This is a genomic window from Mesorhizobium sp. GW821-FHT04C10, assembly GCF_059420305.1.
On record NZ_JBWKTL010000001.1, the window covers coordinates 634,704 to 657,009 of the forward strand.

A 22,306-nucleotide genomic window follows, 5' to 3' on the forward strand; every position below is an offset into this window, starting at 1 on the left:
CGCACTTGTCGGGTCCTTCGCAGGCTCGCTGCCCTTTGGGAGCTCATCCCCTCAAAAAGGTCCACTGGGCTCTAGAGCCGGGCCCATGGTTGGTCATTCGAGAGGCGAGGGCTTTTCGTCCGCTGCGGGACAATGCCTACTGCCCCGCCTCACCCTTCACCGTCCGCCGCCTCACCCCGCGCACGGCCCGTTTCGCCTTCTTCGCACCCGCCAGCTCGTTCATCGCATCCAGCTGCATCTGCTGCATTTCGGCGAGCCGCGTCCATTGGCGGGAGATGAGGTAGTCGAGTTTTTCGTGCAGGTGGCGCACTTCGAGCTCGGCCTTGAGGTTGACGCGGTATTCGTTGAAGGAGCGCAGGCGGTCTTTCACCTCCTGGCGCTTCTGGCTCATCATGATGACCGGCGCCTGGATGGCGGCGATGCAGGAGAGCAGGAGGTTGAGCAGGATGAAGGGGTAGGGGTCGAAGGCTCTATTCAAACCCTCGAACAGATTGATGCCGATCCAGACCAGCAGCACGCTGGCAAACGAGATCAGGAACCACCAGCTGCCGCCGAAGGCGGCCATGTTGTCGGAGACACGGTCGGGAAAGGTCCGGTGCTCCTCGAACTCCTCCTCACTGTTTTCGGAAATGGTGTCCTGTTTGGCGATCGATTCCACCACCTGGCGGTCGAGCTCCGAGAATTCGCCATGCTCCTGCTGCAGCAGCTCCTCCATATAGCGCATGCGGTAGCGGCCGAGCTCCTCGCGGCTGACGCGGGCGCCCTTGGGCAGGTCCGGGTGGTCCGATCGAATGCGGTCGGCGAGGCTCGGGCGCAGCGTGTCGATGCGCACGAGGTCGCGCTTGCGGAATTTGCGGCCCGAGATCGCCGACGGTTTTTTCCTGGGCTTTATCCGCGACGCGCCGGGACCGGCTGGTTCGGAGTCCGGCACTTCGGGCGTGTCGAAATGCTCGTCCGAAACCTCGTGCGGATCCTCCTGCGCAATCGGCGCCTCGAAATATTCGCCGCCGCTGTCGTTCTCATTGTCGGCCGCCTTCTGCTCGGATGCCTTGGGAACGGTGCTCATGATGCTGGCTCCTGCTGTGGCGCTGATAGGGAGGATACGCCGAGGTGGCGGGGCATATCCACTGTCGGATTGCGCTGCCTATGCCATGGCTTCCAGACGATTACATGACAGTGTGACAACAATAGCCGGCTGCGGTTTTTTTGGTTGCGGTTCGCGGGTTGGGCGAGGCCTTCCCAGCTTCGTCATCCTAGGGCGAAGCAGCCGCGAAGCGGCGTCGCGGAGACCCTGGGATCCATGCCGGGACGTTGCTGACGGTCGCAGCGGGGCAGAATTCTGGACCGTGGCAACGCTTCGGAGTCCCGGCATGGATCCTCGGGTCTGCGCGCGTCGCTGCGCTCCTTGCTACGCCCGTGGATGACGAAGTCGAGGGTGGAGGCTCCGCTAATCTGCTTTCGCTACTGCTGTTCGGCGAACATCAGCCTGGTCTTGGTGGAATCCATCGTTGGCGACAGGCTGCGCTGGATCAGCGCCTCGACATGGTCGTTGCGCTGGCGGGCACTGTCGGCGCCCATCACCACCACGATCAGCTGGCGGCCGTCGGCATTGTAGGAAGTGACGATGTTGAAGCCGGAGGCCCTGATATAGCCGGTCTTGATGCCGTCGACGCCGCGCACCCGGCCGAGCATGTCGTTGTGGCCGCGCACAAGCTTGCCGCGGAACATGAAATCGCTTTCGGAGAAATAGTGGAAATGCTGCGGGAAGCGCTGGCGCAGCGCCATGCCGAGCACCGCCATGTCGCGCGCCGTCGTCATCTGGCCGTCATCGGGCAGGCCCGACGCGTTGCGGAAGGTGGTACTGGACATGCCGAGCGAACGCGCCTTGGACGTCATCATGGCGGCGAACTGGTCCTCCGAGCCGCCAAGATATTCGCCGACCGCCACCGCCACGTCATTGGCGGATTTGACGACGATGGCGCGGATGGCGGAATCGACATCGATGCTCTCGCCGCGCCGGAAGCGCATCTTGGTCGGCGGCTGCGAGGCGGCATGATCGGAAACCGGGATCTGCGTCTCCTTGGTGACGCGGCCGGACTCCATTGCCTCGAAAAGGAGGTAGAGCGTCATCATCTTGGTCAGCGAAGCCGGATAGCGCTGCGCCGTCGAGTTGACCTCGAACATCTGCTTGCCGGTCTTTGCGTCGACGACGATCGCGGCATATTTCTGCGGCGGCGCGGGCACGGCCAGCACGGAATCCGGCGGTGTCGTGGTCGAGCAGCCGGCGACCATCAGCAACAGGCCAAGGGCGACGAAAAGTCTCTGGAGGAGCGGAAAGGGACGCGGTTTGGACAAGGGCAAGACGTTCTGGCGATGCGGTTGCTGAGATGAGGCGAAGCTAACGTAACGCGATTGGTGCGTCCATTTGGTTAATGGCTGATAGTCCCAGGATTGTCGAGTTCGGCCTGCCGCCCCGAAATCGCCGGTTTCCTGTCTTTCCTTGCCAACGCCGCGCTTCCCGTGGGAAGGGGCGTGGGCATCGGCTGGCTTGGGGGGTGGCATGACGAACATCGGGGCCGGGGGCGCAGCGCCCTCGCTTATCAAGGCATCGCTCAGCCGCACCGGCAAATGGGCCGGAAGCATCGCCTTTGTCGGCGGCGCGGTCTCCGACATCCTCAATCCGCTGGCGCCGTTCGCCGCCTATATCGCGCTGGTCGCCTCGATCGCGGCGGTCATCATCGCCATCGCCATTGTGCTCAGGCTGGTGCTGGCGGCCAGGGCGCTGCCGGCGCTGGTGTTCGCCACCAGTGCGGCGGCGGTCGCCGGCGGCGTCTATGCCGTGCAGCAGCAGACCAATTCGCAGAACGGTGTCATCGCCGGCCTGGTGCCGGCGATCGCGCAGCTGCAGCAGTCGATGGGCATCGTCTCCGAAAAGGTGGCGAAGATCGAGCAGACGGTCACGCAGACGCAGAAGACCGTCGAAGAGGTCAAGAAATCGACCGACACGGTTGCACAGAAGACCGACCAGATCGCGTCCGTCCAGCAGCAGCAGACCCAGCAGGGCGCCGAGACGCAAAAGACCGTCGAAGCGGTCAAGCAGACGACCGAGACGCTCGTCGCCGGCCAGCAACAGCAGCAGGCCCAGGCGGAAAAGCTGCAGGCCACGACCGAGCAGATCGCCGCTTCGATCGACACCATCGCCAAGGGGTTTGCCCAACTGGCGGCGCAGGGCGGGGCGATCGCCGAGCCAAAGCGGCCGGACGAATTCTACCACAATGCCCGCGTCTACGAATTGTCCGGCGACATGCTCAATGCCCGGCGCTCCTACCTCGCCTTTGCCGGCTTCGACGTCGACGCCATCGACCCCTATACGCGCTTTGCCACGCTGCTTCGGGTGCAGGACGGCAAGGCGGGTGCCCGTGAAGTGTTCGGGCAGCTTGCCGACAAGGGCAAGGCGCTGTCGATCAAGCTGGTGCATATATTGCAGTTCGATGATGCCCAGCGCCTCGACAAGCTCAACGCCTTCATCGCGGCCAATCCCGACTACGTGCCGGCCTATTACCTCCTGGCGCAGGAGTTCTCGGAAGACCGCCTCGGCAGCCAGACGCTGGCCGACAAGCGCAGCGAAGCCCAAGCGCTGACCAAATTCGTCTCCTACGAAAAGGATGGCGGGCTGCTCAAATATTTCGTCGACCAGACCCAGCTGGCCGACTGGCTGGACCGCAGCCACAGCCGGCTGGCGGCTTTAGGCGACGTGCTCGACCCCGCGCGCTTTGTGCCTTCGCTGACGCCGATGCGTTCGAACCAGGGCTGGTCGATGACCATTTCGCTGCCCGAGCCGGCAACCGCGATTTCCTGGCGGCTCGGCACTGGCGGCCCCTTCACCGACACCGGCTTCCTGGCGATGAACGACCAGACCACCGGCAAGCCGATGGCCAATCCGAGCTTTGAACTGCCTGACAGCACCGCGGCGACCACGATCGCGATAAAATATCTCGACATCAGGGGCCGCGAGACCGGTCCGTTCGACGTCCGCTTCGACCCCGACATAGCGCTGCAGCAAGGTGACAAGCAGATCCTCGACCAGTTCTGGACGTCGTGGATCGCCTTCGACTCCGGCGGCAATCACGGCCTGGTCTATTTCACCCAGATGCTGTCCTACCGCTGCGCCATCAAGGAGGTGCACTACAGCCTGAACGGTGCAGCGCTCGACAAGTCGCTCGAGATACCGCCTTGCGACAAGAAGGACCCCTACGCCATCCCCTACGACGCCAAGGGCTATTTCAAGGTCGCCGACAGCGTGAAATCGATGTCGGTGCAGGTGACCTATACCGACGGAACGAAATCGCCGGTGCGGGAGTACAAGCGGCAGTAGCTGATGCGAAATGCCGATTGCGGTGCTTGCGCAACCCCCGCTGAAAGGGTTCTGTTCGCGGCTTCGGATTCGGTGAGAGCGCAATGACCATCAGCACGATCAAGGCCACAGGTATTTCGGTTTCGCTCGATCTCACTGTCGGCCACATCGCCGACATGGTCGTCGAGAGCCCCGGAAGGCAGCTTCGGCCACTGCACCGCGCCCCTTGGGTCGACGCGGGCGAGACGCTGCCGAAGGACCTGCCGCAAGGCACGGTCCGGTTGTCCGGCGATTTCCTCTGCGCGCCGTTTTCGCGCAGCGATGTCGAAGAGGCGCCGCTACATGGCTGGACGGCCAACAGCGCCTGGGATGTCGTGGACAGCAACGCCACGCGGGATGGCTGGCGCGCGGTCTTCCGGCTGCGGCACAAGGTCATGGGCGCCAGCGTCGACAAGATTTTTACACTCATCGACGGCCATCCCTTCCTCTACCAGGAACATGTGTTTTCCGGCGGCTCCGGCGCGATTTCCGTCGCCCATCACCCGATGACGGTGATGAAAGGCGGCGGCCGGCTGGCCTTTTCGCCGAAGCGCTTTGCAGCGACATTAGCCGATCCGCTGGAGCCCGATCCCGCGCGCGGCCGCTACATGCTGGCCTATCCGGCGCGGTCGGCCGAGCTCGGCCGATTTCCCGCCGCCGACGGCGGCATGCTCGACCTGGCAGAATACCGCATGGATGACCGGCGCGAGGATTTCGTCACCCTGGTCGAGGCCGATCATGGCGGGCCGGGCTGGACGGCGCTGGCGCGCCAGGCCGAGGGCGACCTCGTGCTGGTGCTGAAGAACCCGGCCGAACTGCCGGTCACCATGCTGTGGCTCAGCAATGGCGGGCGCGACTACGCGCCCTGGAGCGGGCGTCATCTGGGCGTGCTCGGCATCGAGGACGGCCGCACGGCGGTCGGCCACGCCGCCTCGATTGGCGACAACTGGCTGAAGCGCGAGGGTGTGGCGACCGCCTTTGCGCTCGGCGAGGGTCGAAGCTTTTCGTTCCGCCATGTCACCGGCGCCATGCCCCTGTCCGGCGGCACCCCGCCAGGGGAGATCACCGCCGCCGAGGGTCGCATGCGGCTTGCCGTGGGTGAATCGAGCTTGGACGTGCCCTTTGACAGCGATTTCCTGCGCATCGGCCAGCCCGTCCCTGCCTGAGCAGGGATTGCGCGAGCGCGGGGTTTGAAATTTCCGTGAACTGCCGCCAAGATGCGGCGGAAACATCGTGCCGGTCATCCAGGCAAGTGAGGCTTCCCATGTCCGAAATCGCCCATCTCGCCGCCACCATCTTCAAGCGTGCCGGCAAGGCAAAGCGCTTCATCGTCGCCATCGCCGGGCCGCCGGGGGCTGGAAAGTCGACATTGTCGGCCGGCCTGCATGACCTGTTGCCGGAAGGGGCGGTGGAAGTCGTGCCTATGGACGGCTTCCATTATGACGACATCGTGCTCAATGCGCGCGGCCTGCGCGCCCGAAAAGGGGCGCCGGAAACCTTCGACTTTGCCGGCTTCGAGGCCCTGCTGAGGCGCATCCGGGCCGGCGAACCCGAGATCGCGATTCCCGTCTTTGACCGCGACATGGAATTGTCGCGCGCCGCGGCGGCGATCGTCGGCACCGAGACGAAATTCATCCTGGTCGAAGGCAATTATCTTCTGCTCGACGAAGAGCCGTGGTCACGGCTGGCGCCGCTGTTCGACTTCTCGATCTTCGTCGAGGTGCCGCGCAATGAACTCGAGCGACGCCTGGTGGAGCGCTGGCACGGCCATGGCCGCTCCGATGAGGATGCCCGCGCCTGGATCGCCTCAAACGACATGCCCAACATCGAACGCGTGTTGGGCCGGCGCCGGGCCGCCGATCTGGTCATTGGTTAACACGCTTAATTTTCGGTATTTCTGGACGGGAACCTTAAGGGTTTCGCGCCGTTATGTCCGGGAACCCATTTGTCGGGCGTAAGGGATTTTCCGATGGCAACCAAGGCAAGAAAACCCGCAGCCGCCAAGACCAGGACGGCAAAGGCCAGCCCAGCGACAGCCGGTGCCGGCGCGGCTATCGCCGAGCGCTCGAAAGACGCCAAACCCGCTTTCGGCAAGGCCGCGCCGAGGAAGGTCGTGCCTACCGCCAAGACGCCAAGCCCGCGCAAGGCGGCGAAGGGCAAACAAAGTGCCGTGCGCACGGTGGCAAGCGTAGCCGCCGGCGCGGTGGTCGCCACCGCGCGCGGTGCCGTCTCGCTAGCCGCCTCCGTGATCGGCAGGGGCGGTTCGAAGGCCAAGGCGAAGTAGCAGGTTCTGCATCGCCGGGTGGCCAGGGCAATCGCCCCGTAGGCCAGTTTCAGTCCCTTGCCGGAATGGTCAGGCCCTTCTGCACCGCCGGCCGGGCCAGGCCGCGCTCCAGCCAAGCCGCCACATTGGCGAAATCGTCGAAGCCGACGAGTTCGCGCGCGTCATAGAAGCCGATCAGATTGCGAACCCAGCCGAGCAGCGAAATGTCGGCGATGGTGTAGTCGTTGCCCATGATCCATTTGCGGCCCTTCAGCCTGCCGTCGAGCACACCGATCAGCCGCCGCGATTCGTCGCGGTAGCGCTCCAGCGGGCGCTTATCGGCGATCTCGCGGCCGGCGAATTTGTGGAAGAATCCGACCTGGCCGAACATCGGCCCGACAGAGGCCATCTGGAAGAAGACCCACTGGATCGTCTCGTAGCGCCGCGCCGCGTCCGCCGGTATGAGCAGGCCGGTCTTTTCGGCGAGATAGAGCAGGATGGCGCCGGATTCGAACAGACCGATCGGCTTGCCGTCCGGGCCGTCGGGATCGATGATCGCCGGAATCTTGCCATTGGGATTGAGCGACAGGAATTCCGGCGTCCAGCTTTCGTTCTTGCCGATGTTGATCAGATGCGGCTCGTAGGGCAGGCCGATCTCTTCCAAGGCGATCGAGACCTTCACCCCGTTCGGCGTTGTCGCCGAGTAAAGCTGGATCCGGTCCGGATGCTTGGCCGGCCAACGGGTTGCGATCGGAAAGGCGGACAGGTCGGCCATCGAGAGACTCCTGAGCGGGGATTTGCGCCAAAGGCGCACGGTGTTGGCGGGTGGCCAAGAATTAGGCGCACAGCCAGGCGGGATCAATATGGCGGCGACAGTTTCGCCATGCACGGGCAGTCAACCGAATCGGACGCGGCGGCATGGTGTGCGGCCGCCAAGGCGCTCACCCCCTGGCAGACATTGACCATCCGGAATCAGATGGCCTTGAACGCCAGCACCGCGTTGGTGCCGCCGAAAGCAAAGCCGTTGCTGATCGCGGCGCGCACCTTGCGCTCGCGCGCGACATTGGGCGTCACGTCGAGATCGCAATCGGGATCGGGTTCGCGGTAATTCGCGGTCGGCGGCACGACGCCCTCGCGGATAGCCATGACGCAGGCGATCATCTCCAGTCCGCCCGATGCGCCCAGGCAATGGGCATGCATCGACTTGGTCGATGAGACCGACAGCGAGCGTGCATGCTCGCCAAAGACGCGCTTGATCGCGTTGGTCTCGATCTGGTCGTTGGCCTTGGTGCCGGTGCCGTGCGCGTTGAGATAGTCGATGTCCTCGGGATTGAGCCCGGCATCGGCCAGGCAGAAGCGCATTGCCGCTTCCGGTCCCTCGATGGTTGGAGCAACGATGTCCGAGGCATCGGCGGAAAGACCGGCGCCGGCGATTTCGGCAAGGATGGTTGCGCCGCGCGCCATGGCGTGATCGTAGCTTTCCAGAACCGCCATGCCGGCGCCCTCACCGAGCACCAGGCCCTGGCGATCGGCCGAGAACGGCCGGCAAGTATCGGGAGACAGCACGCGCAAAGCCTCCCAGCCCTTGAGCACGCCCCAGACCAGCGGCGCGTCGGTGCCGCCGGCCACCATGACGTCGGCGCGGCCGAGCCTGATCTGGTCGACCGCCGAGGCGATGGCGTGATTGGCCGACGAACAGGCAGAAGTGACGCCGAAGACCGGCCCGCGCAGGCCAAGGTGCATGCTGACCTGGCCCGCGGCGGCTCCCGGCATGACCCTGGGCACGGTGAAGATGCCGGCGCGATTCTTGCCCTCGATCAGGATGGCGCGATAGTTTTCCTCAACCGTCTCGAAGCCACAGACGCCGACGCCGACAATGGTTCCCATGCGATAGGTGTTGTCGGCATGCGTAGCCAGTCCCGACTGTTGCAGGGCTTCGCGGGCGGCGAGCACCGCCAGAAGGCTGAAGCGGTCCATCGACACCAGCTGCTTGCGCTCGATGCCGTGATCGGGCAGCGCCTTGATCTCGCAGCCGGTCTTCACCTTCAGGTCGTGCAGGAAGGGATTGTCGATCGGACCTATCGCCGAGCGTCCGGCGCGCATCTCGCCCCAGATCGCCGGCACATCGGTGCCGAGCCCGCATAGCCCGCCAAGGCCGGTGATGACGACGCGTCTCAGCATTCGGTTAGGCTTTTTTCGCGATCAGCGCGCGAACGGCCTCGACCATGTCGCCAACATTCTTCAGATTGCTCCAGGCATCGACCGTGTTCATCTCGATCTCGATGCCATATTCCTCCTCAAGGTCGAAGATGATCTCGGTCAGTTCCAGCGAATGGATGCCGAGCGCCGTCAATTCGGTGTTGGTGGTGATTTCCTCGCCGCCAGGCTCGGCATGGGCCTTGATCTTCTCGATGATATCCGTTGCCAGTTGGTCAGCCATTCGGTTTCTTCCCCACTTTGTCGTTTCCCGACGCCAACTGAACAGCGCCTTCTTGTCCTCGATATCAGGCCGCGATCGTCGCCTCATACCCCCGCCAAGCATCGCTTGACCGTACCGAGGTGGCTCCCTCTATAGAAACGGAAACGCCATCAAGCAACAAGCTATATATCGACAAAACCGCCGCAGTGCTTAACCTGACGGCGTGGATACGATCGAATATACGAAGTTTTCGCCCCCTTTGGCCCAGCGCGCCGCCGGCCTGGCACAGCTGGGCTGCGCCAGCGCCGACGGCCGCACGCGGCTGCGGCGCCTCTATCAGGACGGCTCCGCCAAGATAAGGCTGCCGGCCGTTTCGGCCGATCCGCTGGAGGCGGTGCTGATCAACACCGCCGGCGGACTGACCGGCGGCGACCGCATCGGCTGGGATGTGGATGTCGGCGCGGATGCCTCGGCGTCGATAACGACCCAGGCCTGCGAGAAGGTCTATCGCGCCGCATCCGACCATGCAGAGGTACGGGTCAAGCTGACGGTCGGCGAAAACGGCCGCATCGCCTGGCTGCCGCAGGAAACCATCGTCTTCGACCGGGCAGCCTTCGCCCGCACGTTGGATGTCGAGCTTGCCGCCGGGGCGGAGGCACTGCTGCTGGAGGCCACCGTCTTCGGTCGCCTGGCCATGGGCGAACGCGCCGCGCAAGGTATTTTTCGTGACCGCTGGCGTGTTCGCCAGGATGGCTTTCTCATCCATGGCGAGGATTTCCGCGTCGGGCCTGACATCGCCGCCACGCTCGCCCGTCCGGCGGCTGCCGGCGGCGCGATCGCGGTGGCAACGCTGCTGCTGGTGTCGCCACGGGCGGAGGCCCTGCTCGACCCGGTCCGCGAGATCGTCGCAGACCAGGGCGGCGCCAGTGTCTGGAGCGTGAAGGCATCTGGCAAGCTTCTTGCGAGGCTTTACGCCGGGGACGGCTACCAACTGCGCCAGCGGCTGGTTCCACTTGTCGGATTGCTCAACGGACGGGCGGGGCTGCCCAAATTATGGTCACTGTGATTCGGAAAGCTGCATGAACCTGACGCCGAGGGAAAAGGACAAGCTGCTTATCGCCATGGCAGCGATCGTGGCACGCAAGCGGCTGGAGCGCGGCGTGAAGCTGAACCACCCGGAAGCGATCGCGTTGATCACCGACTTCGTCGTCGAAGGCGCCCGCGACGGCCGCCCGGTCGCCGAACTGATGGAGGCCGGCGCCCATATCGTCACCCGCGCGCAGGTGATGGAGGGCATCGCCGAGATGATCCACGACGTGCAGGTGGAAGCGACCTTTCCCGACGGCACCAAGCTGGTGACCGTGCACGAGCCCATCAGGTGAGGAGAGGAAACCGGGATGCTTGAACTGCGCCCAAACTGCGAGTGCTGCGACAAGGACCTGCCGCCCGAAGCCGAGGATGCGCTGATCTGCACCTTCGAATGCACCTTCTGTGCCGATTGCGTGGAAACCGTGCTGGGCGGCGTCTGCCCCAATTGCAGCGGCAATTTTTTGGCGCGGCCGATCCGACCGACGGCGATGCTGAAGAGATATCCGGCTTCCGCCAAACGCGTCCTCAAGGCCGAGGGCTGCGGTCCTCGCAAGGCAGCGTGAACACCGTGACACTGGAAACGGAAGGAAAATCGAAATGATCCCCGCAAAACGACTGTCCCTCTCGGCGACCCTGTTTCTGGCGGCGGCAATGCCCGCTTACGCCCATGTCGGCGTCGGTACGACGTCGTCCTTCACGGCCGGCTTCATGCATCCCTTGTCAGGTCTTGACCACATGACCGTGATGATCGCCGTTGGCCTGTGGGCGGCACTCAAGGGCGGCAGAGCGATCTGGGCATGGCCGGCCGCCTTCGTCGGCGTGATGCTGGGCGGCGCTGCCCTTGGCATGGCCCATGTACCGGTGCCCTTCGTCGAGCCGGGCATACTGGCCTCCGTGGTGGCGCTCGGACTGCTGGTGGCGCTGGCGGTCGATCTGCCCGTCTTGGCGGGCGTCGCCATTATCGGCCTGTTCGCGCTGTTCCACGGCCACGCCCATGGCACGGAAGTGCCTGAAAATGCCGGCGGGCTCGAGTACATGGCCGGCTTTGCCATCGCCACCGTGATGCTCCATGCCGTCGGCATCGCCGCCGGCCTGAGCCTTGGCATGAGGTTGCGCGGTCTGGCCAGCGTCGCGGGCGCTGCCTGCGCGGCGATCGGCGTCGGCCTCGCCTTCGGCGTCGTGTGAAGCCCAATGATCCCTGGCGAAATCATCCCCGTCCAAGGCGACATCGAGCTCAACAAGGGTCTGCCGACCGTCACCTTGAAAGTCGCCAACAGCGGCGACCGGCCGATCCAGGTCGGCAGCCACTATCATTTCTTCGAAACCAATGAAGGACTGAAATTCGACCGCGTACAGGCGCGCGGCATGCGCCTCGACATTGCCGCCGGCACCGCCATGCGCTTCGAGCCAGGCCAGGAGCGCGACGTCACGCTGGTGCCGCTCGGCGGCAAACGCGAGGTCTATGGATTCCAGCAGAAGGTGATGGGCAAGCTGTGAGTTTTGTGGCGTCTCATGCGCGGCGCGCACGGATTCCCAAGGGGAAGCTCTATGCGCATTTCCCGGGAAAACCGCTTCACACTTTTCCTGGAATTGCTCTAGTCCGACGGCTTGGCGGCCGCATAGATGACGATCTTTCCCGGATTGTCGAACTCGACGGCCAGAATGTCCTGCGCGAGCACGCGCCGCGAATCGATGGCGTTGTAGAGCAAAGCGTTGGCCTCGATCTCCTTGCGCAGTTCCGCGACATCGTCCCGATGCTGCCGGACCTTGTTCTCGATGACAGCCGGCGGGCCGCCTTCGCTGCGCGCCGCGTCGGTCAGGAACACGATATCGACCTTGTCGAGCTTGGAGGTCTTGCGCACCGTGCCGATGTTTTCGCGCGTGCGGTCGATCGCCGAGGTGACTTTGCCGATTTCAGCGATGGTCTTGGCCTCTTCCGCGCTGACTTGCGAGCCGACGATCCGATCGACGGTCTCCGGACTTTCAAGCCCCTGCGCGTTCAGCGCGACCTGAGGAAAGCTCGCTGCCAGAAACGCAGTCGCGGCAATGGCATAAAGCCATCGGCCATCGGGCAAAGTGGTGACGGTCATCGTTCGCTTTCGCAGTTTGTTCCAGCACTCAGGAAACGAAACGGCTCCAGCCCTGCCACGGTTCCCCTCATGATGCGGCCGGCGGACCGGATGTCGGCCCGCCGAGCCTTGCCGTCAGCTGGCCTTCTTGGTGATCAAGGTCAACGCGCCATTTGGCTCCATGCTGGCCGCGACCACCTGCGCCGAGGTCATTCCCTTTGCCTCGAGGGCGGACTTCACCTTGGGTGTGGCATCGATCGAGCTGCGCAGTTTCTGCAGGCCGGCATCGCCACGCTGGGCGATCACCTGATTGACCTGCGTCTGGGTGTCCTTCGGCAGTTCGGTAATGTCGACGATGTTGACGCTCTGGATCGCCGGCGCGGCCTGCTGACCGCCGGGGGCGGGAGTGGTCGCCTTGGGGGCAGGCGTGGCCGGAGCGAGCTGTTGCGCGGGCTGCTGCTGGGCACTGGCGGCACCGGCCAGCATCAGGCTGGCGGCGGCTGCAAGAATTATCGTTTTGCGCATGGATTTTCCTTCCATCGATTTGGCAATCGGTCGTTTTGGGGTGACCCGCTCACCTCAACCGCCAAATGGGATCAGAAGGTGTCGCCCGGCGGGTCATTGCGTGACCATTGGATGGCGCCAATGTGCGCCCCGCGCCCAACCACACCGCATTTCGGGAGCAATCTCTGATGGCTAGAATCTCGCGTTCCACCTATGCCCAGATGTATGGCCCGACTGTCGGCGACAGGGTCAGGCTGGCCGACACCGAACTCTTCATCGAGGTTGAAAAGGACCTCACCATTCACGGTGAAGAAGTAAAATTCGGCGGCGGCAAGGTCATTCGCGACGGCATGGGCCAGAGCCAGGTGTCGCGGGCGCAGGGCGCGGTCGACACCGTCATCACCAACGCCCTGGTGGTCGATGCCAGCGCCGGCATCCTCAAGGCCGATATCGGCCTGAAGGACGGCCGCATCGCCGCGATCGGCAAGGCCGGCAATCCGGACACGCAGGATGGCGTCACCATCATCATCGGCCCGGGCACGGAAATCATCGCCGGCGAAGGCAAGATCCTGACCCCGGGCGGCTTCGACGCGCATATCCACTTCATCTGTCCGCAGCAGATCGAGGAAGCGCTGATGAGCGGCATCACCACCATGCTCGGCGGCGGCACCGGCCCGGCGCATGGCACACTGGCCACCACCTGCACACCGGGGCCGTGGCACATGGCCCGCATGATCCAGTCCTTCGACGCCTTCCCGATGAATATCGGCCTGTCGGGCAAGGGCAATGCCTCCTTGCCCGCCGCGCTGGAAGAGATGGTGCTCGCCGGCGCCTGCTCGCTGAAACTGCATGAGGACTGGGGCACGACGCCGGCCGCCATCGATTGCTGCCTGTCGGTCGCCGACGATTACGACGTGCAGGTGATGATCCACACCGACACGCTCAACGAATCCGGCTTCGTCGAGAACACGGTGGCGGCGATCAAGGGACGCACCATCCACGCCTTCCACACCGAGGGCGCGGGCGGCGGCCATGCCCCCGACATCATCAAGGTCTGCGGCCTGCCCAACGTCATCCCGTCCTCGACCAACCCGACCAGGCCTTACACCGTCAACACGCTGGCCGAGCATCTCGACATGCTGATGGTCTGCCATCATCTGTCGCCGTCGATCCCCGAGGACATCGCCTTCGCCGAAAGCCGAATCCGCAAGGAGACGATCGCGGCCGAGGATATCCTGCACGATATCGGCGCCTTCTCCATCATCTCATCGGACAGTCAGGCCATGGGCCGCGTCGGCGAAGTCGCGATCCGAACCTGGCAGACCGCCGACAAGATGAAGCGCCAGCGTGGTTCGCTGCCGCAGGAGACAGGCAACAACGACAATTTCCGCGTCCGCCGCTACATCGCCAAATACACGATCAACCCGGCCATCGCGCATGGGTTGTCGAAAGAGATCGGCTCGATCGCTGTCGGCAAACGCGCCGACCTGGTGCTGTGGAACCCGGCCTTCTTCGGTGTGAAGCCGGACATGGTGCTGATCGGCGGCATGATCGCCGCCGCCCCGATGGGCGACCCCAACGCCTCGATCCCGACGCCGCAGCCGATGCATTACCGGCCGATGTTCGGCGCCTATGGCAAGGCCAGGACCAACTCGTCGGTGACCTTCGTTTCGAAAGCCGCACTCGAGTCCGGCCTGCATGGCCGGCTTGGCGTCGACAAGCAGTTCGTCGCCGTGGAAAACACCCGTGGCGGCATCGGCAAGCATTCGATGGTGCTCAACGACGCGACGCCACATGTCGAGGTCGACCCCGAAACCTACGAAGTCCGCGCCGACGGCGAATTGCTCACCTGCGAGCCGGCAACGGTGCTGCCGATGGCGCAACGGTATTTTCTGTTTTGATGCTGGATCGGCGACCGGGCCGACCGGCGCGAAACCCATTGCGGCATGTGCCGTGACACCGCAATATGCGGCTCAATGAAACCGCATGACTTGCCATGGCCACCGAAATAGCCTCCGCCCACGACATCTTCCCGCACATCCGCATCGTCATGGGCATGGTGATCGGACTTGGTGTCACCCGCCTGCTGTCGGGGGTGGCCCGTATTATCCAGCATCCCGGCCAGTACCGGCTCTATCCCGTGCATCTGGCTTGGGTCGCTTCGGTGCTTCTGATGCTGGTGCATTTCTGGTGGTGGGAGTTCGGCCTCTACGCCATCGAGGCATGGACCTTCGGCAAATACCTTTTCATCATCTTCTACGCGATCACGCTGTTCCTGCTCTGCGCGCTGCTGTTTCCGGATTCGATGCTGGACTACAAAAGCTACGAGGATTTCTTCTATTCGCGGCGCGCCTGGTTCTTCGGCCTGCTGGCCGCGACCTATCTGCTCGACGTGATCGACACGTTGCTGAAAGGGCCGGAGCATTTCGCCCATTTCGGCAATGAATATCTGTTCCGCACGCCGATCTTCGTCGCACTCTGCATTGCCGCGATCCTGGTGCGCGACCGCCGCTTTCACACCGCCTTTGTCGCGGCGGCGCTGATCTATCAGATATCGTTCATCCTGCGGCTCTTCGACACGATCGTATGACGACTGCGAATGCTCTAGGCTTCCTGGGAAAGGCAGGTTTCTCATGTACAAGGCCGTCGGATCACAGGGATCCCGGGTCAGCCGCGTCCTCTGGATGCTCGAGGAGCTCGGGCAGCCCTACGAATTCGTCGAAGTCAAACTGCGCTCGCCGGAAGCCTATGCGCTCAACCCTTCGGGCAAGGTGCCGATCCTCATCGACGGCGAGCTGACGGTGACGGATTCGGCGGCGATCTGCGTCTACCTGGCCGACAAGCACGCCGACAAGGGCATGGGTGCCAATCCAGGTATCGCCGGCCGTGCCGAGATGGATTCCTGGATGCATTTCGCCCAGAGCGAGTTCGAGGCGCCGCTGTGGAACAAATTGCGCCACCGCTTTCTGCTGCCGAAGGAGGTTCGGGTCGATGTCGGCCCGGCGGCGGCCTATGATTTCGCCTCGGAAACCAAAGCCCTGGATCGTCGTCTCGGCGAGAAGCCATTCGCGCTCGGCGACCGGTTTTCCGCTATCGACGTGCTGCTCGGCGACATGGGCGGCTGGGCCCGTGCTGGAAAATTCCCGATCGAGTCCGAACGCGTCAACGCCTATTTCAACCGGGTGCTTTCGCGCCCTGCCCGCGCACGGGCACAAGCTAGTGGCGGAGCCATGAAATGAAGCTCAACCTCAACACCGATTTCACCAAGTTCCCGCGCGCCGTTTCGGTGCTGCCTGCCGGTGAGGCGGGAGCCATCGTGCCGTCCGGGCGCGCCGTTCTGCCTCATGACGAGCGGCATCTGCGCCGTCGGGCCATTGAACTGTCCGACGGCAGCAAGGTGCTGGTCGACCTGCCCGAGCCGGTTGCCCTGAACGACGGCGATCGGCTGGTGTTGGAGGATGGCCGCCACATCGAGATCCTTGCCGCGCCGGAAGATGTCTATGACATCCGCGCCCGCGACGGTGTGCACCTGACCGAGCTTGCCTGGCACATCGGCAACCGCCATCTCGCGGCGGGCATCGAGGCGGATCGCATCGTCATCCTGCGCGACCATGTCATCAAGGCGATGCTTGAAGGGCTTGGCGCCACGGTGCGCGAGGTTTCCGAGCCGTTCAAGCCGGTGCGCGGCGCCTATTCCGGCCATGGCGGCGCGCACAGCCACGATCACGGCCATGCACATGCCCACAGCCATGCGGAAGCGCATTCCCATTCACATGGCGACACGCATTCCCATTCGCACAGCCATTCCCACGACGGTCATCACCACGACCATGACTGATCAACCGTCGAACATCGCCTTGCTGCGACTGATGGCGTGGCTGTCGCCGGCCTTTCCGGTCGGCAGCTTTGCCTACAGCCACGGTCTCGAGCGCGCGGTGCATGATGGCCTGGTTGCCGACGCCACCGGCCTTGCCGGCTGGCTGGGGACACTGATCGAGATGGGCTCGGGCTGGAACGATGCCGTGCTGTTTTCCGAGAGCTGGCGCCGCGCCCGCAACGCAGGCGATCTCGATGAAGTGGCTGCACTGGCCGAGGCGCTCGCCGGCTCGCGGGAACGCTACGCCGAGACCGCGCTGCAGGGTGCCGCCTTCCTCAAGGCCGCCGCCGCATGGCCCAATCCCGTGCTGGAGCGATTGCCGGCCGAATGCGCCTACTGCATCGCCGTCGGTGCTGTTGCCGGCGGCAATGGCATTGCGCTTGAGGATGCGCTGTCCGCCTTCCTGCAGGCCTTCTTCTCCAATCTCGTCCAAGCAGCGATCAGGCTCGGTGTCGTCGGACAGAGCGAGGCCACCACACTGCTGGCCGGCTTCGAGCCGCTGGCGCTCTCGACCGCTGGCCGCGCGTCGCGCTCGACATTGGATGATCTCGGCGGCTGCGCCTTCGTCTCCGATATCATGGCGATGAAGCACGAAACCCAGTATTCGCGGCTGTTCCGGTCATGATCGTGCTTGCCTTCACGCTGTCCTTCGTCCTGCTGCTCATTACGGCGCTGCATGTCTATTGGGGCATTGGCGGCATCTGGCCGGGCAGGGACGCAGCCACCTGCGCCCGCGCCGTCGTCGGCTTTCGCGGGGTCGACGAAATGCCGACGTCCTTCGCCAGTTTCGCCGTTGCCGCCTGTCTCGGCCTGGCGACGCTCTGGCCGCTGGCACTGATCGGCTTCTTTGCCTCGCCCTTCCCGAAAGAGGGCCTTGCCGCCACTTCGCTGCTCATTGGCCTGGTGTTCCTGGGTCGCGGCATTGCCGGCTTCACGCCGTGGTGGCGACGGCTGGCGCCCGAGCAGCCTTTCGCCCGGCTCGATGTCCGGTATTATTCGCCGCTTTGCCTGTTGATCGGGCTTGGCTTCGCCATCCTTGCCATCATGGAGTTCCCGACATGACTCAAGCCAACGGTCCTCTTCGTATCGGCATTGGCGGCCCCGTCGGCTCCGGCAAGACGACGCTCACCGAAAAACTCTGCAAGGCGCTGCGCGACGAGTTCTCCATCGCCGTGGTCACCAATGACATCTACACCAGGGAAGATGCCATGATGCTGGCCCGGCTGCAGGCCCTGCCCGAGGACCGCATCGTCGGCGTCGAGACCGGCGGCTGCCCGCATACCGCCATTCGCGAGGACGCGTCGATCAATTTGCAGGCCATCGCCGAGCTCAACCGGAAATTCCCCGATCTCGACATCATCTTCATCGAATCCGGCGGCGACAACCTTGCCGCCACCTTCTCGCCGGACCTTGCGGACCTGACGCTCTATGTCATCTCGGTCTGCCAGGGCGAGGAAATCCCGCGCAAGGGCGGGCCGGCGATCACCCGCTCGGACTTCCTGATCATCAACAAGAGCGATCTGGCCCCCTATGTGAACGTCAACCTCGACGTGATGGAGAGCGACGCCGGCCGCATGCGCGGCAAGCGCCCGTTCGGCTTCACCGACCTGTCGCGCGGCAAGGGACTGCAAGAGGTCATCGACTTCATCGTCGAGCATGGCGGGTTGAGGGCCACGGCTGCCGCCAGCACAGCGGCCTGACAGGTCGCCGCTTCTCCCTGCACCAACCAAAACCCGTTGCGAGCAGCCGCCGATCACGGCATTCTCGCCAAAACCGGAGGATTTTCGATGAGCATTGCCCGCCTGCAGAAGGAAACGCTGACCAACCTGCCCTTCTACGAAGAGCGCGTCGATCTCGCCTGTGCCTTTCGGTGGACGGCGCGGCTCAACATGCACGAGGCGGTGGCCAACCATTTCTCGCTGGCGGTCAACGAGAACGGCACGCAGTTCCTGATGAACCCCAACCAGGTGCATTTCTCGCGCATCAAGGCGAGCGACCTGTTGATGATCGACGCCAATGATCCGGACACGCTGTCAGGCCCCAACGCGCCGGATCCGACGGCCTGGGGCCTGCACGGCGCCATCCACCGCAATGTGCCGCATGCGCGCTGCGTCATGCATGTCCATTCGATCCATGCCACGGTGCTGGCCTCGCTGGCCGATTCGACATTGCCGCCGATCGACCAGAATTCGGCGATGTTCTTCAACCGCCACGTCGTCGACGCGCATTATGGCGGGCTGGCCTTCGAGGAAGAGGGCGAGCGCTGCTCGCAGCTTCTCACCGACCCCAAGGTCAAGGTGATGGTGATGGGCAATCACGGCGTGCTGGTGATCGGCGACACGGTTGCCGACGCCTTCAACCGCATGTTCTATTTCGAGCGTGCCGCCGAGACCTACATCAAGGCGCTGTGGACCGGCCGGCCGCTGCGCACGCTGTCCGACGCCATCGCCGAGAAGACGGCCAGCGAAATGGACGACTATCCCGGCCAGGCCGAGCGCCATCTCGCCGAGTTGAAGGCGATCCTCGACGAGGAAGAGCCGGTTTACCGGAATTAGAGCCCGAGCTGAGCCCGCAATTCCTCGGCGCTGTTGATGACGGTGGCGCCGGGCGGTCCTTCCATCGGCTTTTCCGGCCAGAAGATCGTCTTCATGCCCGCCGCCAGACCCGCCATGGCGCCCGGCCAGCTGTCGTCGACCGCGACCGCGTGCGCGGGATCGACATCGGCCAGATAGGCCGCGCGCAGGAAGGGTTCGGCATGCGGCTTGCCCTCGCGCACGTCGTTGCGGCTGATCGTCTTCATGCCGGGATAGAAGAGGCCGACGGCGCGCAGATTGGCGTCGACGATCAGCCGGTCGGAATTGGAGACCACCGCTTGCTGAACGCCAAGCGCCCGCAATTCATTGAAGACCTCGATCGCGCCGGGGCGGGGCCGCAAGCCCTCGACCAGCGGCAGGTAGTGCTCGTATTTGCGCACGATCCAGTCATCAAAAGGCAGGCCCAGGCCGAACTCGTCGCGCATCATTTCATAGACCGGCCAGGCGGCAACGCCGAGGACGCGCTCATGCAGGTCGGATGGCGGCGTGAGGCCGACATTGCGCATTGCCGCCACAAGGGCTGCCTCGTGCAGCGGCTCGCTGTCGACCAGCGTGCCATCCATGTCCCAGAAAACCGCCTTCGGTGTCATGCAGAGCTCCTTTTGCGATCCCCTTAAAGGGTTTGCGCCGGGAGATAAACCTTCGGGATCACAGAAGCTGGCCGCGACCGGACCCGACGCCACCCTGCTTTCCGCATCGCAACATTGCCTGCGGGAAAATCCGTGCCGCGCAGGGACAAGCAATTGCCCTTGAGATTGACAATTGCGCAGGAAGCCGTTCCCTGCGAAACTGAGAGCGGACCGCTCCTGTGAGCAGCGGGTCGCGGAGGCAGGACGTGAATACCCGGCAGGATGGTGGCAGCAACAGGCTGGACGACGCGGCGCGCGCCGGCTGGCTCTATTATGTCGCCGGCAACACACAGGACCAGATCGCCGCCACGCTCGGCATTTCGCGGCAGACAGCGCAGCGGCTGGTGTCGCTGGCGGTGTCGGAAGGCTTGATCAAGGTTCGCGTCGATCATCCGATCGCCAACTGCCTCGACCTCGCCGCCCGGCTGAGATCCCGCTTCGCGCTCGATCTGGTCGAGGTGGTGCCGAGCGACCCCAATTCGTCCTCCACCACCATCGGCATCGCCGAGGCGGCGGCCGCCGAGATCGAGCGGCGGCTGCGGTCGCCGACACCGATCGTCATGGGGATCGGCACCGGGCGTACGCTGAAGGCGGCGATCGAGCAATTGCCGCCCATGGAATGCCCGCAGCACAAGGTGGTGTCCTTGACCGGAAACATCTCGCCGGACGGTTCGGCGGCTTTCTACAACGTCATCTTCACCATGGCCGACAGGGTCAAGGCGCGCTCTTTCCCGATGCCGCTGCCGGTCATCGCCTCCTCGCCGCAGGAGCGCGAGATGCTGCTCAACCAGCCGATGATCCAGCCGACGCTGGCGCTTGCCGCCGAGGCCGACGTCACATTCATCGGCATCGGCGACCTCGGTCCGAAGGCACCCCTCTACGAGGACGGCTTCATCTCGGAAAGCGAGTTGAAGGCGCTGCAGAAAGCGGGCGGCATCGCCGAGATCGTCGGCTGGGTGTTCGACAGGGAAGGCCGCATGATCGAGGGCATCACCAACGACCGGGTGTCGTCGGCCTCGCTGCCGTCACGCGAAAAGTCGCTGGTCATTGCGCTCGCCATGGGCGAGCGCAAGCTGCCGGGGATCCTGGCGGCCGTGAACCGCCGGCTGGTCAATGGGCTCATTACCGATGAACGGACGGCGACCGCCCTGCTGGCCGGCATCTGACCCCTCGGGCACGCTGCCGCTTGCCGGGTGCGGCCGGGGGTGACTGCTTTGCGATAAAGCCAACAAGGCTATCTGTGCCGCCCGACAGGGTCGTTGCCATCGAGGAACCCGAGGTCGCGCTGCAGATGCGGCGACAGGTCCCTGATGTCGAGATGCGCCTTCTTCCTGACCGCGAACCAACCGAATCCGTCCGTGAGCCACGAAATCCAGCGATGATCTGGAGCGGGAGTGCATTTTTGTTGCGCCATGGTCATGATCGTCAACCTTCGCTATCCTCAACCCGAATGACCGGTTGACGCTGAATGTCGGTCTTGCCGGCCGCCTTTGCCAATCGAACGTCGATAAGAACCCATAAGGAGGCTTTATGCCTGACCTTGGCTCGCGACAGATTTCACAACTCCCGCCGCTGCAGGCGATCCGGGTGTTCGAAGCGGTGGCGCGGCATCTTTCCTTCACCAAGGCCGCCGTCGAACTCGCCATGACACAGGCAGCCGTCAGCTATCAGATCAAAGTGCTGGAAGAGCGCGTCGGCGCACCGCTGTTCCTGCGCCGGCCGCGACAGATCGAGTTGACAGAAGCCGGCCAGCGCCTGGCGCCTGCCGTCAGCGAGGCCTTCGCCATTCTTGGCCAGGCCTATGCCGCGGCACGTGGCGGCGCGGATGGGTTGCTGTGCGTCACCACCGTGCTGACCTTTGCCTCGAACTGGCTGGCGCACCATCTGGGCTCGTTCCAGATGGCCCATCCAGCCCTTGCCGTGCGGCTCGAGACGTCGAGCCGGCTGACGGATTTCGCCCGCGAGGATGTCGACCTCGCCATCCGTTCGGGCGGCGGCAAATGGCCGGGACTGGAGGCCCACAAGCTGCTCGATGCCGATTTCACGCCGATGCTAAGCCCGAAACTCGCGGCAAGCATCGGCGGCATCAAGGAGCCGGCGGACCTGCTGCGGCTGCCGATCCTTGATCCCGGCGACATCTGGTGGACACAATGGTTCGAGACGGCGGGCGTGCACTCCCACGATCTTGCCAAGCGGCCCGGCAGCAGCATGGGCGCCCAGGCCTATGAGGCCAACGCGGCCATCGCGGGCCATGGCGTGGCGATCCTGACCCGGGCGCTGTTCAAGGCCGAACTTGCCGACGGCCGCCTGATCCAGCCCTTCGACCTGGTCGGCGACGATGGCCACGCCTACTGGCTGGTCTATCCCGAAGCCCGCCGCAACGTGCCGAAGATCCGCGCGTTTCGCGACTGGCTGCTTGCCGAGATCGCCTGCTGACAGGCGTTTCGCACCCGCCCCGAGCCTCCAGAC

28 protein-coding genes are annotated in these 22,306 nt (G+C 64.3%); 19 read left to right on the forward strand and 9 right to left on the reverse strand.

Going from position 1 to position 22,306, the window contains the following annotated elements:
• Window positions 1–136: 136 nt before the first annotated feature.
• Together AC07UC_RS02940 and AC07UC_RS02945 are read right to left on the reverse strand one after the other, a co-directional pair.
• Window positions 137–1,066: a DUF1003 domain-containing protein gene (locus AC07UC_RS02940; RefSeq protein ID WP_202325024.1), complete on the reverse strand. Its 930-nt coding sequence runs from the start codon at window positions 1,064–1,066 to the stop codon at window positions 137–139.
• A 395-nt stretch (window positions 1,067–1,461) separates the two neighbouring features.
• Entirely contained in the window at window positions 1,462–2,355 is an 894-nt protein-coding gene (locus AC07UC_RS02945; protein ID WP_494903933.1) for a D-alanyl-D-alanine carboxypeptidase family protein, read from the reverse strand.
• Between the two features lie 205 nt (window positions 2,356–2,560).
• Between AC07UC_RS02945 and AC07UC_RS02950 the strand changes: the two genes are divergently transcribed.
• The 4 genes from AC07UC_RS02950 (at window position 2,561) to AC07UC_RS02965 (ending at window position 6,677) form a co-directional block, all read left to right on the forward strand.
• Window positions 2,561–4,375 (forward strand): methyl-accepting chemotaxis protein, encoded by a 1,815-nt coding sequence (locus tag AC07UC_RS02950; protein WP_494903935.1) that lies wholly within the window; start codon window positions 2,561–2,563, stop codon window positions 4,373–4,375.
• Window positions 4,376–4,458: 83 nt separating this feature from the next.
• Window positions 4,459–5,559 carry a hypothetical protein gene (locus AC07UC_RS02955; RefSeq protein WP_494903936.1) on the forward strand — a complete coding sequence of 367 codons (1,101 nt, stop codon included), beginning with the start codon at window positions 4,459–4,461 and terminating at the stop codon, window positions 5,557–5,559.
• Between the two features lie 98 nt (window positions 5,560–5,657).
• Window positions 5,658–6,269, forward strand: coding sequence for a nucleoside triphosphate hydrolase (locus AC07UC_RS02960; RefSeq protein ID WP_140770586.1), 612 nt, complete (start codon window positions 5,658–5,660; stop codon window positions 6,267–6,269).
• Between the two features lie 93 nt (window positions 6,270–6,362).
• Complete coding sequence (locus AC07UC_RS02965) at window positions 6,363–6,677, forward strand: hypothetical protein (RefSeq protein WP_494903937.1); 315 nt, start codon at window positions 6,363–6,365, stop codon at window positions 6,675–6,677.
• A 49-nt stretch (window positions 6,678–6,726) separates the two neighbouring features.
• Here AC07UC_RS02965 and AC07UC_RS02970 read toward each other — a convergent pair whose 3' ends face one another.
• The 3 genes from AC07UC_RS02970 to AC07UC_RS02980 all read right to left on the reverse strand — a co-directional run bounded on the left by AC07UC_RS02970 (window position 6,727) and on the right by AC07UC_RS02980 (window position 9,096).
• Entirely contained in the window at window positions 6,727–7,431 is a 705-nt protein-coding gene (locus AC07UC_RS02970; protein WP_202325028.1) for a glutathione S-transferase family protein, read from the reverse strand.
• A 197-nt stretch (window positions 7,432–7,628) separates the two neighbouring features.
• Window positions 7,629–8,837 carry a beta-ketoacyl-[acyl-carrier-protein] synthase family protein gene (locus AC07UC_RS02975; RefSeq protein ID WP_140770592.1) on the reverse strand — a complete coding sequence of 403 codons (1,209 nt, stop codon included), beginning with the start codon at window positions 8,835–8,837 and terminating at the stop codon, window positions 7,629–7,631.
• A gap of 4 nt (window positions 8,838–8,841) precedes the next feature.
• Window positions 8,842–9,096 carry an acyl carrier protein gene (locus tag AC07UC_RS02980; protein ID WP_056568590.1) on the reverse strand — a complete coding sequence of 85 codons (255 nt, stop codon included), beginning with the start codon at window positions 9,094–9,096 and terminating at the stop codon, window positions 8,842–8,844.
• Between the two features lie 202 nt (window positions 9,097–9,298).
• Here AC07UC_RS02980 and AC07UC_RS02985 point away from each other — a divergent pair, with 202 nt between their 5' ends.
• Genes AC07UC_RS02985 through AC07UC_RS03005 form a run of 5 tightly spaced genes read left to right on the forward strand, consistent with a single transcriptional unit; the run spans window position 9,299 to window position 11,661 of the window.
• A complete protein-coding gene (locus AC07UC_RS02985; protein ID WP_494903940.1) occupies window positions 9,299–10,141 on the forward strand; it encodes an urease accessory protein UreD in 843 nt (280 codons plus the stop codon).
• 13 nt (window positions 10,142–10,154) lie between these two features.
• Window positions 10,155–10,457 (forward strand): urease subunit gamma, encoded by a 303-nt coding sequence (locus tag AC07UC_RS02990; RefSeq protein ID WP_056568583.1) that lies wholly within the window; start codon window positions 10,155–10,157, stop codon window positions 10,455–10,457.
• Window positions 10,458–10,472: 15 nt separating this feature from the next.
• Window positions 10,473–10,727, forward strand: a complete 255-nt coding sequence (locus AC07UC_RS02995) for a DUF1272 domain-containing protein (protein ID WP_494903943.1) — start codon at window positions 10,473–10,475, stop codon at window positions 10,725–10,727.
• Between the two features lie 34 nt (window positions 10,728–10,761).
• The gene (locus AC07UC_RS03000; protein ID WP_494903945.1) at window positions 10,762–11,349 is read left to right on the forward strand and encodes a HupE/UreJ family protein; all 588 of its coding nucleotides are present in this window, start codon (window positions 10,762–10,764) and stop codon (window positions 11,347–11,349) included.
• 6 nt (window positions 11,350–11,355) lie between these two features.
• Window positions 11,356–11,661, forward strand: a complete 306-nt coding sequence (locus AC07UC_RS03005) for an urease subunit beta (protein WP_494903947.1) — start codon at window positions 11,356–11,358, stop codon at window positions 11,659–11,661.
• A 98-nt stretch (window positions 11,662–11,759) separates the two neighbouring features.
• Here AC07UC_RS03005 and AC07UC_RS03010 read toward each other — a convergent pair whose 3' ends face one another.
• Both AC07UC_RS03010 and AC07UC_RS03015 read right to left on the reverse strand, forming a co-directional pair.
• The gene (locus AC07UC_RS03010; RefSeq protein WP_494903949.1) at window positions 11,760–12,254 is read right to left on the reverse strand and encodes a hypothetical protein; all 495 of its coding nucleotides are present in this window, start codon (window positions 12,252–12,254) and stop codon (window positions 11,760–11,762) included.
• A 114-nt stretch (window positions 12,255–12,368) separates the two neighbouring features.
• The gene (locus AC07UC_RS03015; RefSeq protein ID WP_494903951.1) at window positions 12,369–12,758 is read right to left on the reverse strand and encodes a hypothetical protein; all 390 of its coding nucleotides are present in this window, start codon (window positions 12,756–12,758) and stop codon (window positions 12,369–12,371) included.
• Window positions 12,759–12,925: 167 nt separating this feature from the next.
• On the opposite strand from AC07UC_RS03015, the gene ureC reads away from it, so the two are divergent.
• From ureC to AC07UC_RS03055, 8 genes are all read left to right on the forward strand, one after another.
• Window positions 12,926–14,638 (forward strand): urease subunit alpha, encoded by a 1,713-nt coding sequence (ureC, locus tag AC07UC_RS03020; protein ID WP_140770606.1) that lies wholly within the window; start codon window positions 12,926–12,928, stop codon window positions 14,636–14,638.
• Window positions 14,639–14,733: 95 nt separating this feature from the next.
• A complete protein-coding gene (locus AC07UC_RS03025) occupies window positions 14,734–15,327 on the forward strand; it encodes a hypothetical protein (protein ID WP_202325034.1) in 594 nt (197 codons plus the stop codon).
• Between the two features lie 43 nt (window positions 15,328–15,370).
• Complete coding sequence (locus AC07UC_RS03030) at window positions 15,371–15,976, forward strand: glutathione S-transferase family protein (RefSeq protein WP_494903954.1); 606 nt, start codon at window positions 15,371–15,373, stop codon at window positions 15,974–15,976.
• Window positions 15,973–16,575 carry an urease accessory protein UreE gene (locus AC07UC_RS03035; RefSeq protein ID WP_494903956.1) on the forward strand — a complete coding sequence of 201 codons (603 nt, stop codon included), beginning with the start codon at window positions 15,973–15,975 and terminating at the stop codon, window positions 16,573–16,575. The genes AC07UC_RS03030 and AC07UC_RS03035 overlap by 4 nt, the downstream gene beginning before the upstream one ends.
• Window positions 16,568–17,239 carry an urease accessory protein UreF gene (locus AC07UC_RS03040; protein WP_494903958.1) on the forward strand — a complete coding sequence of 224 codons (672 nt, stop codon included), beginning with the start codon at window positions 16,568–16,570 and terminating at the stop codon, window positions 17,237–17,239. The genes AC07UC_RS03035 and AC07UC_RS03040 overlap by 8 nt, the downstream gene beginning before the upstream one ends.
• Complete coding sequence (locus tag AC07UC_RS03045) at window positions 17,236–17,676, forward strand: DUF3995 domain-containing protein (protein WP_494903960.1); 441 nt, start codon at window positions 17,236–17,238, stop codon at window positions 17,674–17,676. The genes AC07UC_RS03040 and AC07UC_RS03045 overlap by 4 nt, the downstream gene beginning before the upstream one ends.
• Complete coding sequence (ureG, locus tag AC07UC_RS03050) at window positions 17,673–18,314, forward strand: urease accessory protein UreG (protein WP_202325039.1); 642 nt, start codon at window positions 17,673–17,675, stop codon at window positions 18,312–18,314. Before AC07UC_RS03045 ends, ureG begins: the two co-directional genes overlap by 4 nt.
• A gap of 87 nt (window positions 18,315–18,401) precedes the next feature.
• Window positions 18,402–19,169, forward strand: coding sequence for a class II aldolase and adducin N-terminal domain-containing protein (locus tag AC07UC_RS03055; protein WP_202325040.1), 768 nt, complete (start codon window positions 18,402–18,404; stop codon window positions 19,167–19,169).
• On the opposite strand, the gene AC07UC_RS03060 is transcribed toward AC07UC_RS03055, so the two are convergent.
• Window positions 19,166–19,798, reverse strand: coding sequence for an HAD family hydrolase (locus tag AC07UC_RS03060; protein WP_140770623.1), 633 nt, complete (start codon window positions 19,796–19,798; stop codon window positions 19,166–19,168). The genes AC07UC_RS03055 and AC07UC_RS03060 overlap by 4 nt on opposite strands.
• A 245-nt stretch (window positions 19,799–20,043) precedes the next feature.
• On the opposite strand from AC07UC_RS03060, the gene AC07UC_RS03065 reads away from it, so the two are divergent.
• Complete coding sequence (locus AC07UC_RS03065) at window positions 20,044–21,003, forward strand: sugar-binding transcriptional regulator (protein WP_494903963.1); 960 nt, start codon at window positions 20,044–20,046, stop codon at window positions 21,001–21,003.
• Window positions 21,004–21,071: 68 nt separating this feature from the next.
• On the opposite strand, the gene AC07UC_RS03070 is transcribed toward AC07UC_RS03065, so the two are convergent.
• Window positions 21,072–21,257, reverse strand: coding sequence for a hypothetical protein (locus tag AC07UC_RS03070; protein WP_494908886.1), 186 nt, complete (start codon window positions 21,255–21,257; stop codon window positions 21,072–21,074).
• 110 nt (window positions 21,258–21,367) lie between these two features.
• Here AC07UC_RS03070 and gcvA point away from each other — a divergent pair, with 110 nt between their 5' ends.
• A complete protein-coding gene (gene gcvA / locus AC07UC_RS03075) occupies window positions 21,368–22,273 on the forward strand; it encodes a transcriptional regulator GcvA (RefSeq protein ID WP_140770627.1) in 906 nt (301 codons plus the stop codon).
• The last annotated feature ends 33 nt before the right edge of the window (window positions 22,274–22,306 follow it).

What these genes read in the sequence shown, in the direction of transcription:
- AC07UC_RS02940 (WP_202325024.1), bottom strand. Translation starts at nt 1,066, where the DNA reads ATGAGCACCGTTCCCAAGGCATCCGAGCAGAAGGCGGCCGACAATGAG.
- AC07UC_RS02950 (WP_494903935.1), top strand. Translation starts at nt 2,561, where the DNA reads ATGACGAACATCGGGGCCGGGGGCGCAGCGCCCTCGCTTATCAAGGCA.
- AC07UC_RS02955 (WP_494903936.1), top strand. Translation starts at nt 4,459, where the DNA reads ATGACCATCAGCACGATCAAGGCCACAGGTATTTCGGTTTCGCTCGAT.
- AC07UC_RS02960 (WP_140770586.1), top strand. Translation starts at nt 5,658, where the DNA reads ATGTCCGAAATCGCCCATCTCGCCGCCACCATCTTCAAGCGTGCCGGC.
- AC07UC_RS02965 (WP_494903937.1), top strand. Translation starts at nt 6,363, where the DNA reads ATGGCAACCAAGGCAAGAAAACCCGCAGCCGCCAAGACCAGGACGGCA.
- AC07UC_RS02970 (WP_202325028.1), bottom strand. Translation starts at nt 7,431, where the DNA reads ATGGCCGACCTGTCCGCCTTTCCGATCGCAACCCGTTGGCCGGCCAAG.
- AC07UC_RS02975 (WP_140770592.1), bottom strand. Translation starts at nt 8,837, where the DNA reads ATGCTGAGACGCGTCGTCATCACCGGCCTTGGCGGGCTATGCGGGCTC.
- AC07UC_RS02980 (WP_056568590.1), bottom strand. Translation starts at nt 9,096, where the DNA reads ATGGCTGACCAACTGGCAACGGATATCATCGAGAAGATCAAGGCCCAT.
- AC07UC_RS02990 (WP_056568583.1), top strand. Translation starts at nt 10,155, where the DNA reads ATGAACCTGACGCCGAGGGAAAAGGACAAGCTGCTTATCGCCATGGCA.
- AC07UC_RS02995 (WP_494903943.1), top strand. Translation starts at nt 10,473, where the DNA reads ATGCTTGAACTGCGCCCAAACTGCGAGTGCTGCGACAAGGACCTGCCG.
- AC07UC_RS03000 (WP_494903945.1), top strand. Translation starts at nt 10,762, where the DNA reads ATGATCCCCGCAAAACGACTGTCCCTCTCGGCGACCCTGTTTCTGGCG.
- AC07UC_RS03005 (WP_494903947.1), top strand. Translation starts at nt 11,356, where the DNA reads ATGATCCCTGGCGAAATCATCCCCGTCCAAGGCGACATCGAGCTCAAC.
- AC07UC_RS03010 (WP_494903949.1), bottom strand. Translation starts at nt 12,254, where the DNA reads ATGACCGTCACCACTTTGCCCGATGGCCGATGGCTTTATGCCATTGCC.
- AC07UC_RS03015 (WP_494903951.1), bottom strand. Translation starts at nt 12,758, where the DNA reads ATGCGCAAAACGATAATTCTTGCAGCCGCCGCCAGCCTGATGCTGGCC.
- ureC (WP_140770606.1), top strand. Translation starts at nt 12,926, where the DNA reads ATGGCTAGAATCTCGCGTTCCACCTATGCCCAGATGTATGGCCCGACT.
- AC07UC_RS03025 (WP_202325034.1), top strand. Translation starts at nt 14,734, where the DNA reads ATGGCCACCGAAATAGCCTCCGCCCACGACATCTTCCCGCACATCCGC.
- AC07UC_RS03030 (WP_494903954.1), top strand. Translation starts at nt 15,371, where the DNA reads ATGTACAAGGCCGTCGGATCACAGGGATCCCGGGTCAGCCGCGTCCTC.
- AC07UC_RS03035 (WP_494903956.1), top strand. Translation starts at nt 15,973, where the DNA reads ATGAAGCTCAACCTCAACACCGATTTCACCAAGTTCCCGCGCGCCGTT.
- AC07UC_RS03040 (WP_494903958.1), top strand. Translation starts at nt 16,568, where the DNA reads ATGACTGATCAACCGTCGAACATCGCCTTGCTGCGACTGATGGCGTGG.
- AC07UC_RS03045 (WP_494903960.1), top strand. Translation starts at nt 17,236, where the DNA reads ATGATCGTGCTTGCCTTCACGCTGTCCTTCGTCCTGCTGCTCATTACG.
- ureG (WP_202325039.1), top strand. Translation starts at nt 17,673, where the DNA reads ATGACTCAAGCCAACGGTCCTCTTCGTATCGGCATTGGCGGCCCCGTC.
- AC07UC_RS03055 (WP_202325040.1), top strand. Translation starts at nt 18,402, where the DNA reads ATGAGCATTGCCCGCCTGCAGAAGGAAACGCTGACCAACCTGCCCTTC.
- AC07UC_RS03060 (WP_140770623.1), bottom strand. Translation starts at nt 19,798, where the DNA reads ATGACACCGAAGGCGGTTTTCTGGGACATGGATGGCACGCTGGTCGAC.
- AC07UC_RS03070 (WP_494908886.1), bottom strand. Translation starts at nt 21,257, where the DNA reads ATGACCATGGCGCAACAAAAATGCACTCCCGCTCCAGATCATCGCTGG.
- gcvA (WP_140770627.1), top strand. Translation starts at nt 21,368, where the DNA reads ATGCCTGACCTTGGCTCGCGACAGATTTCACAACTCCCGCCGCTGCAG.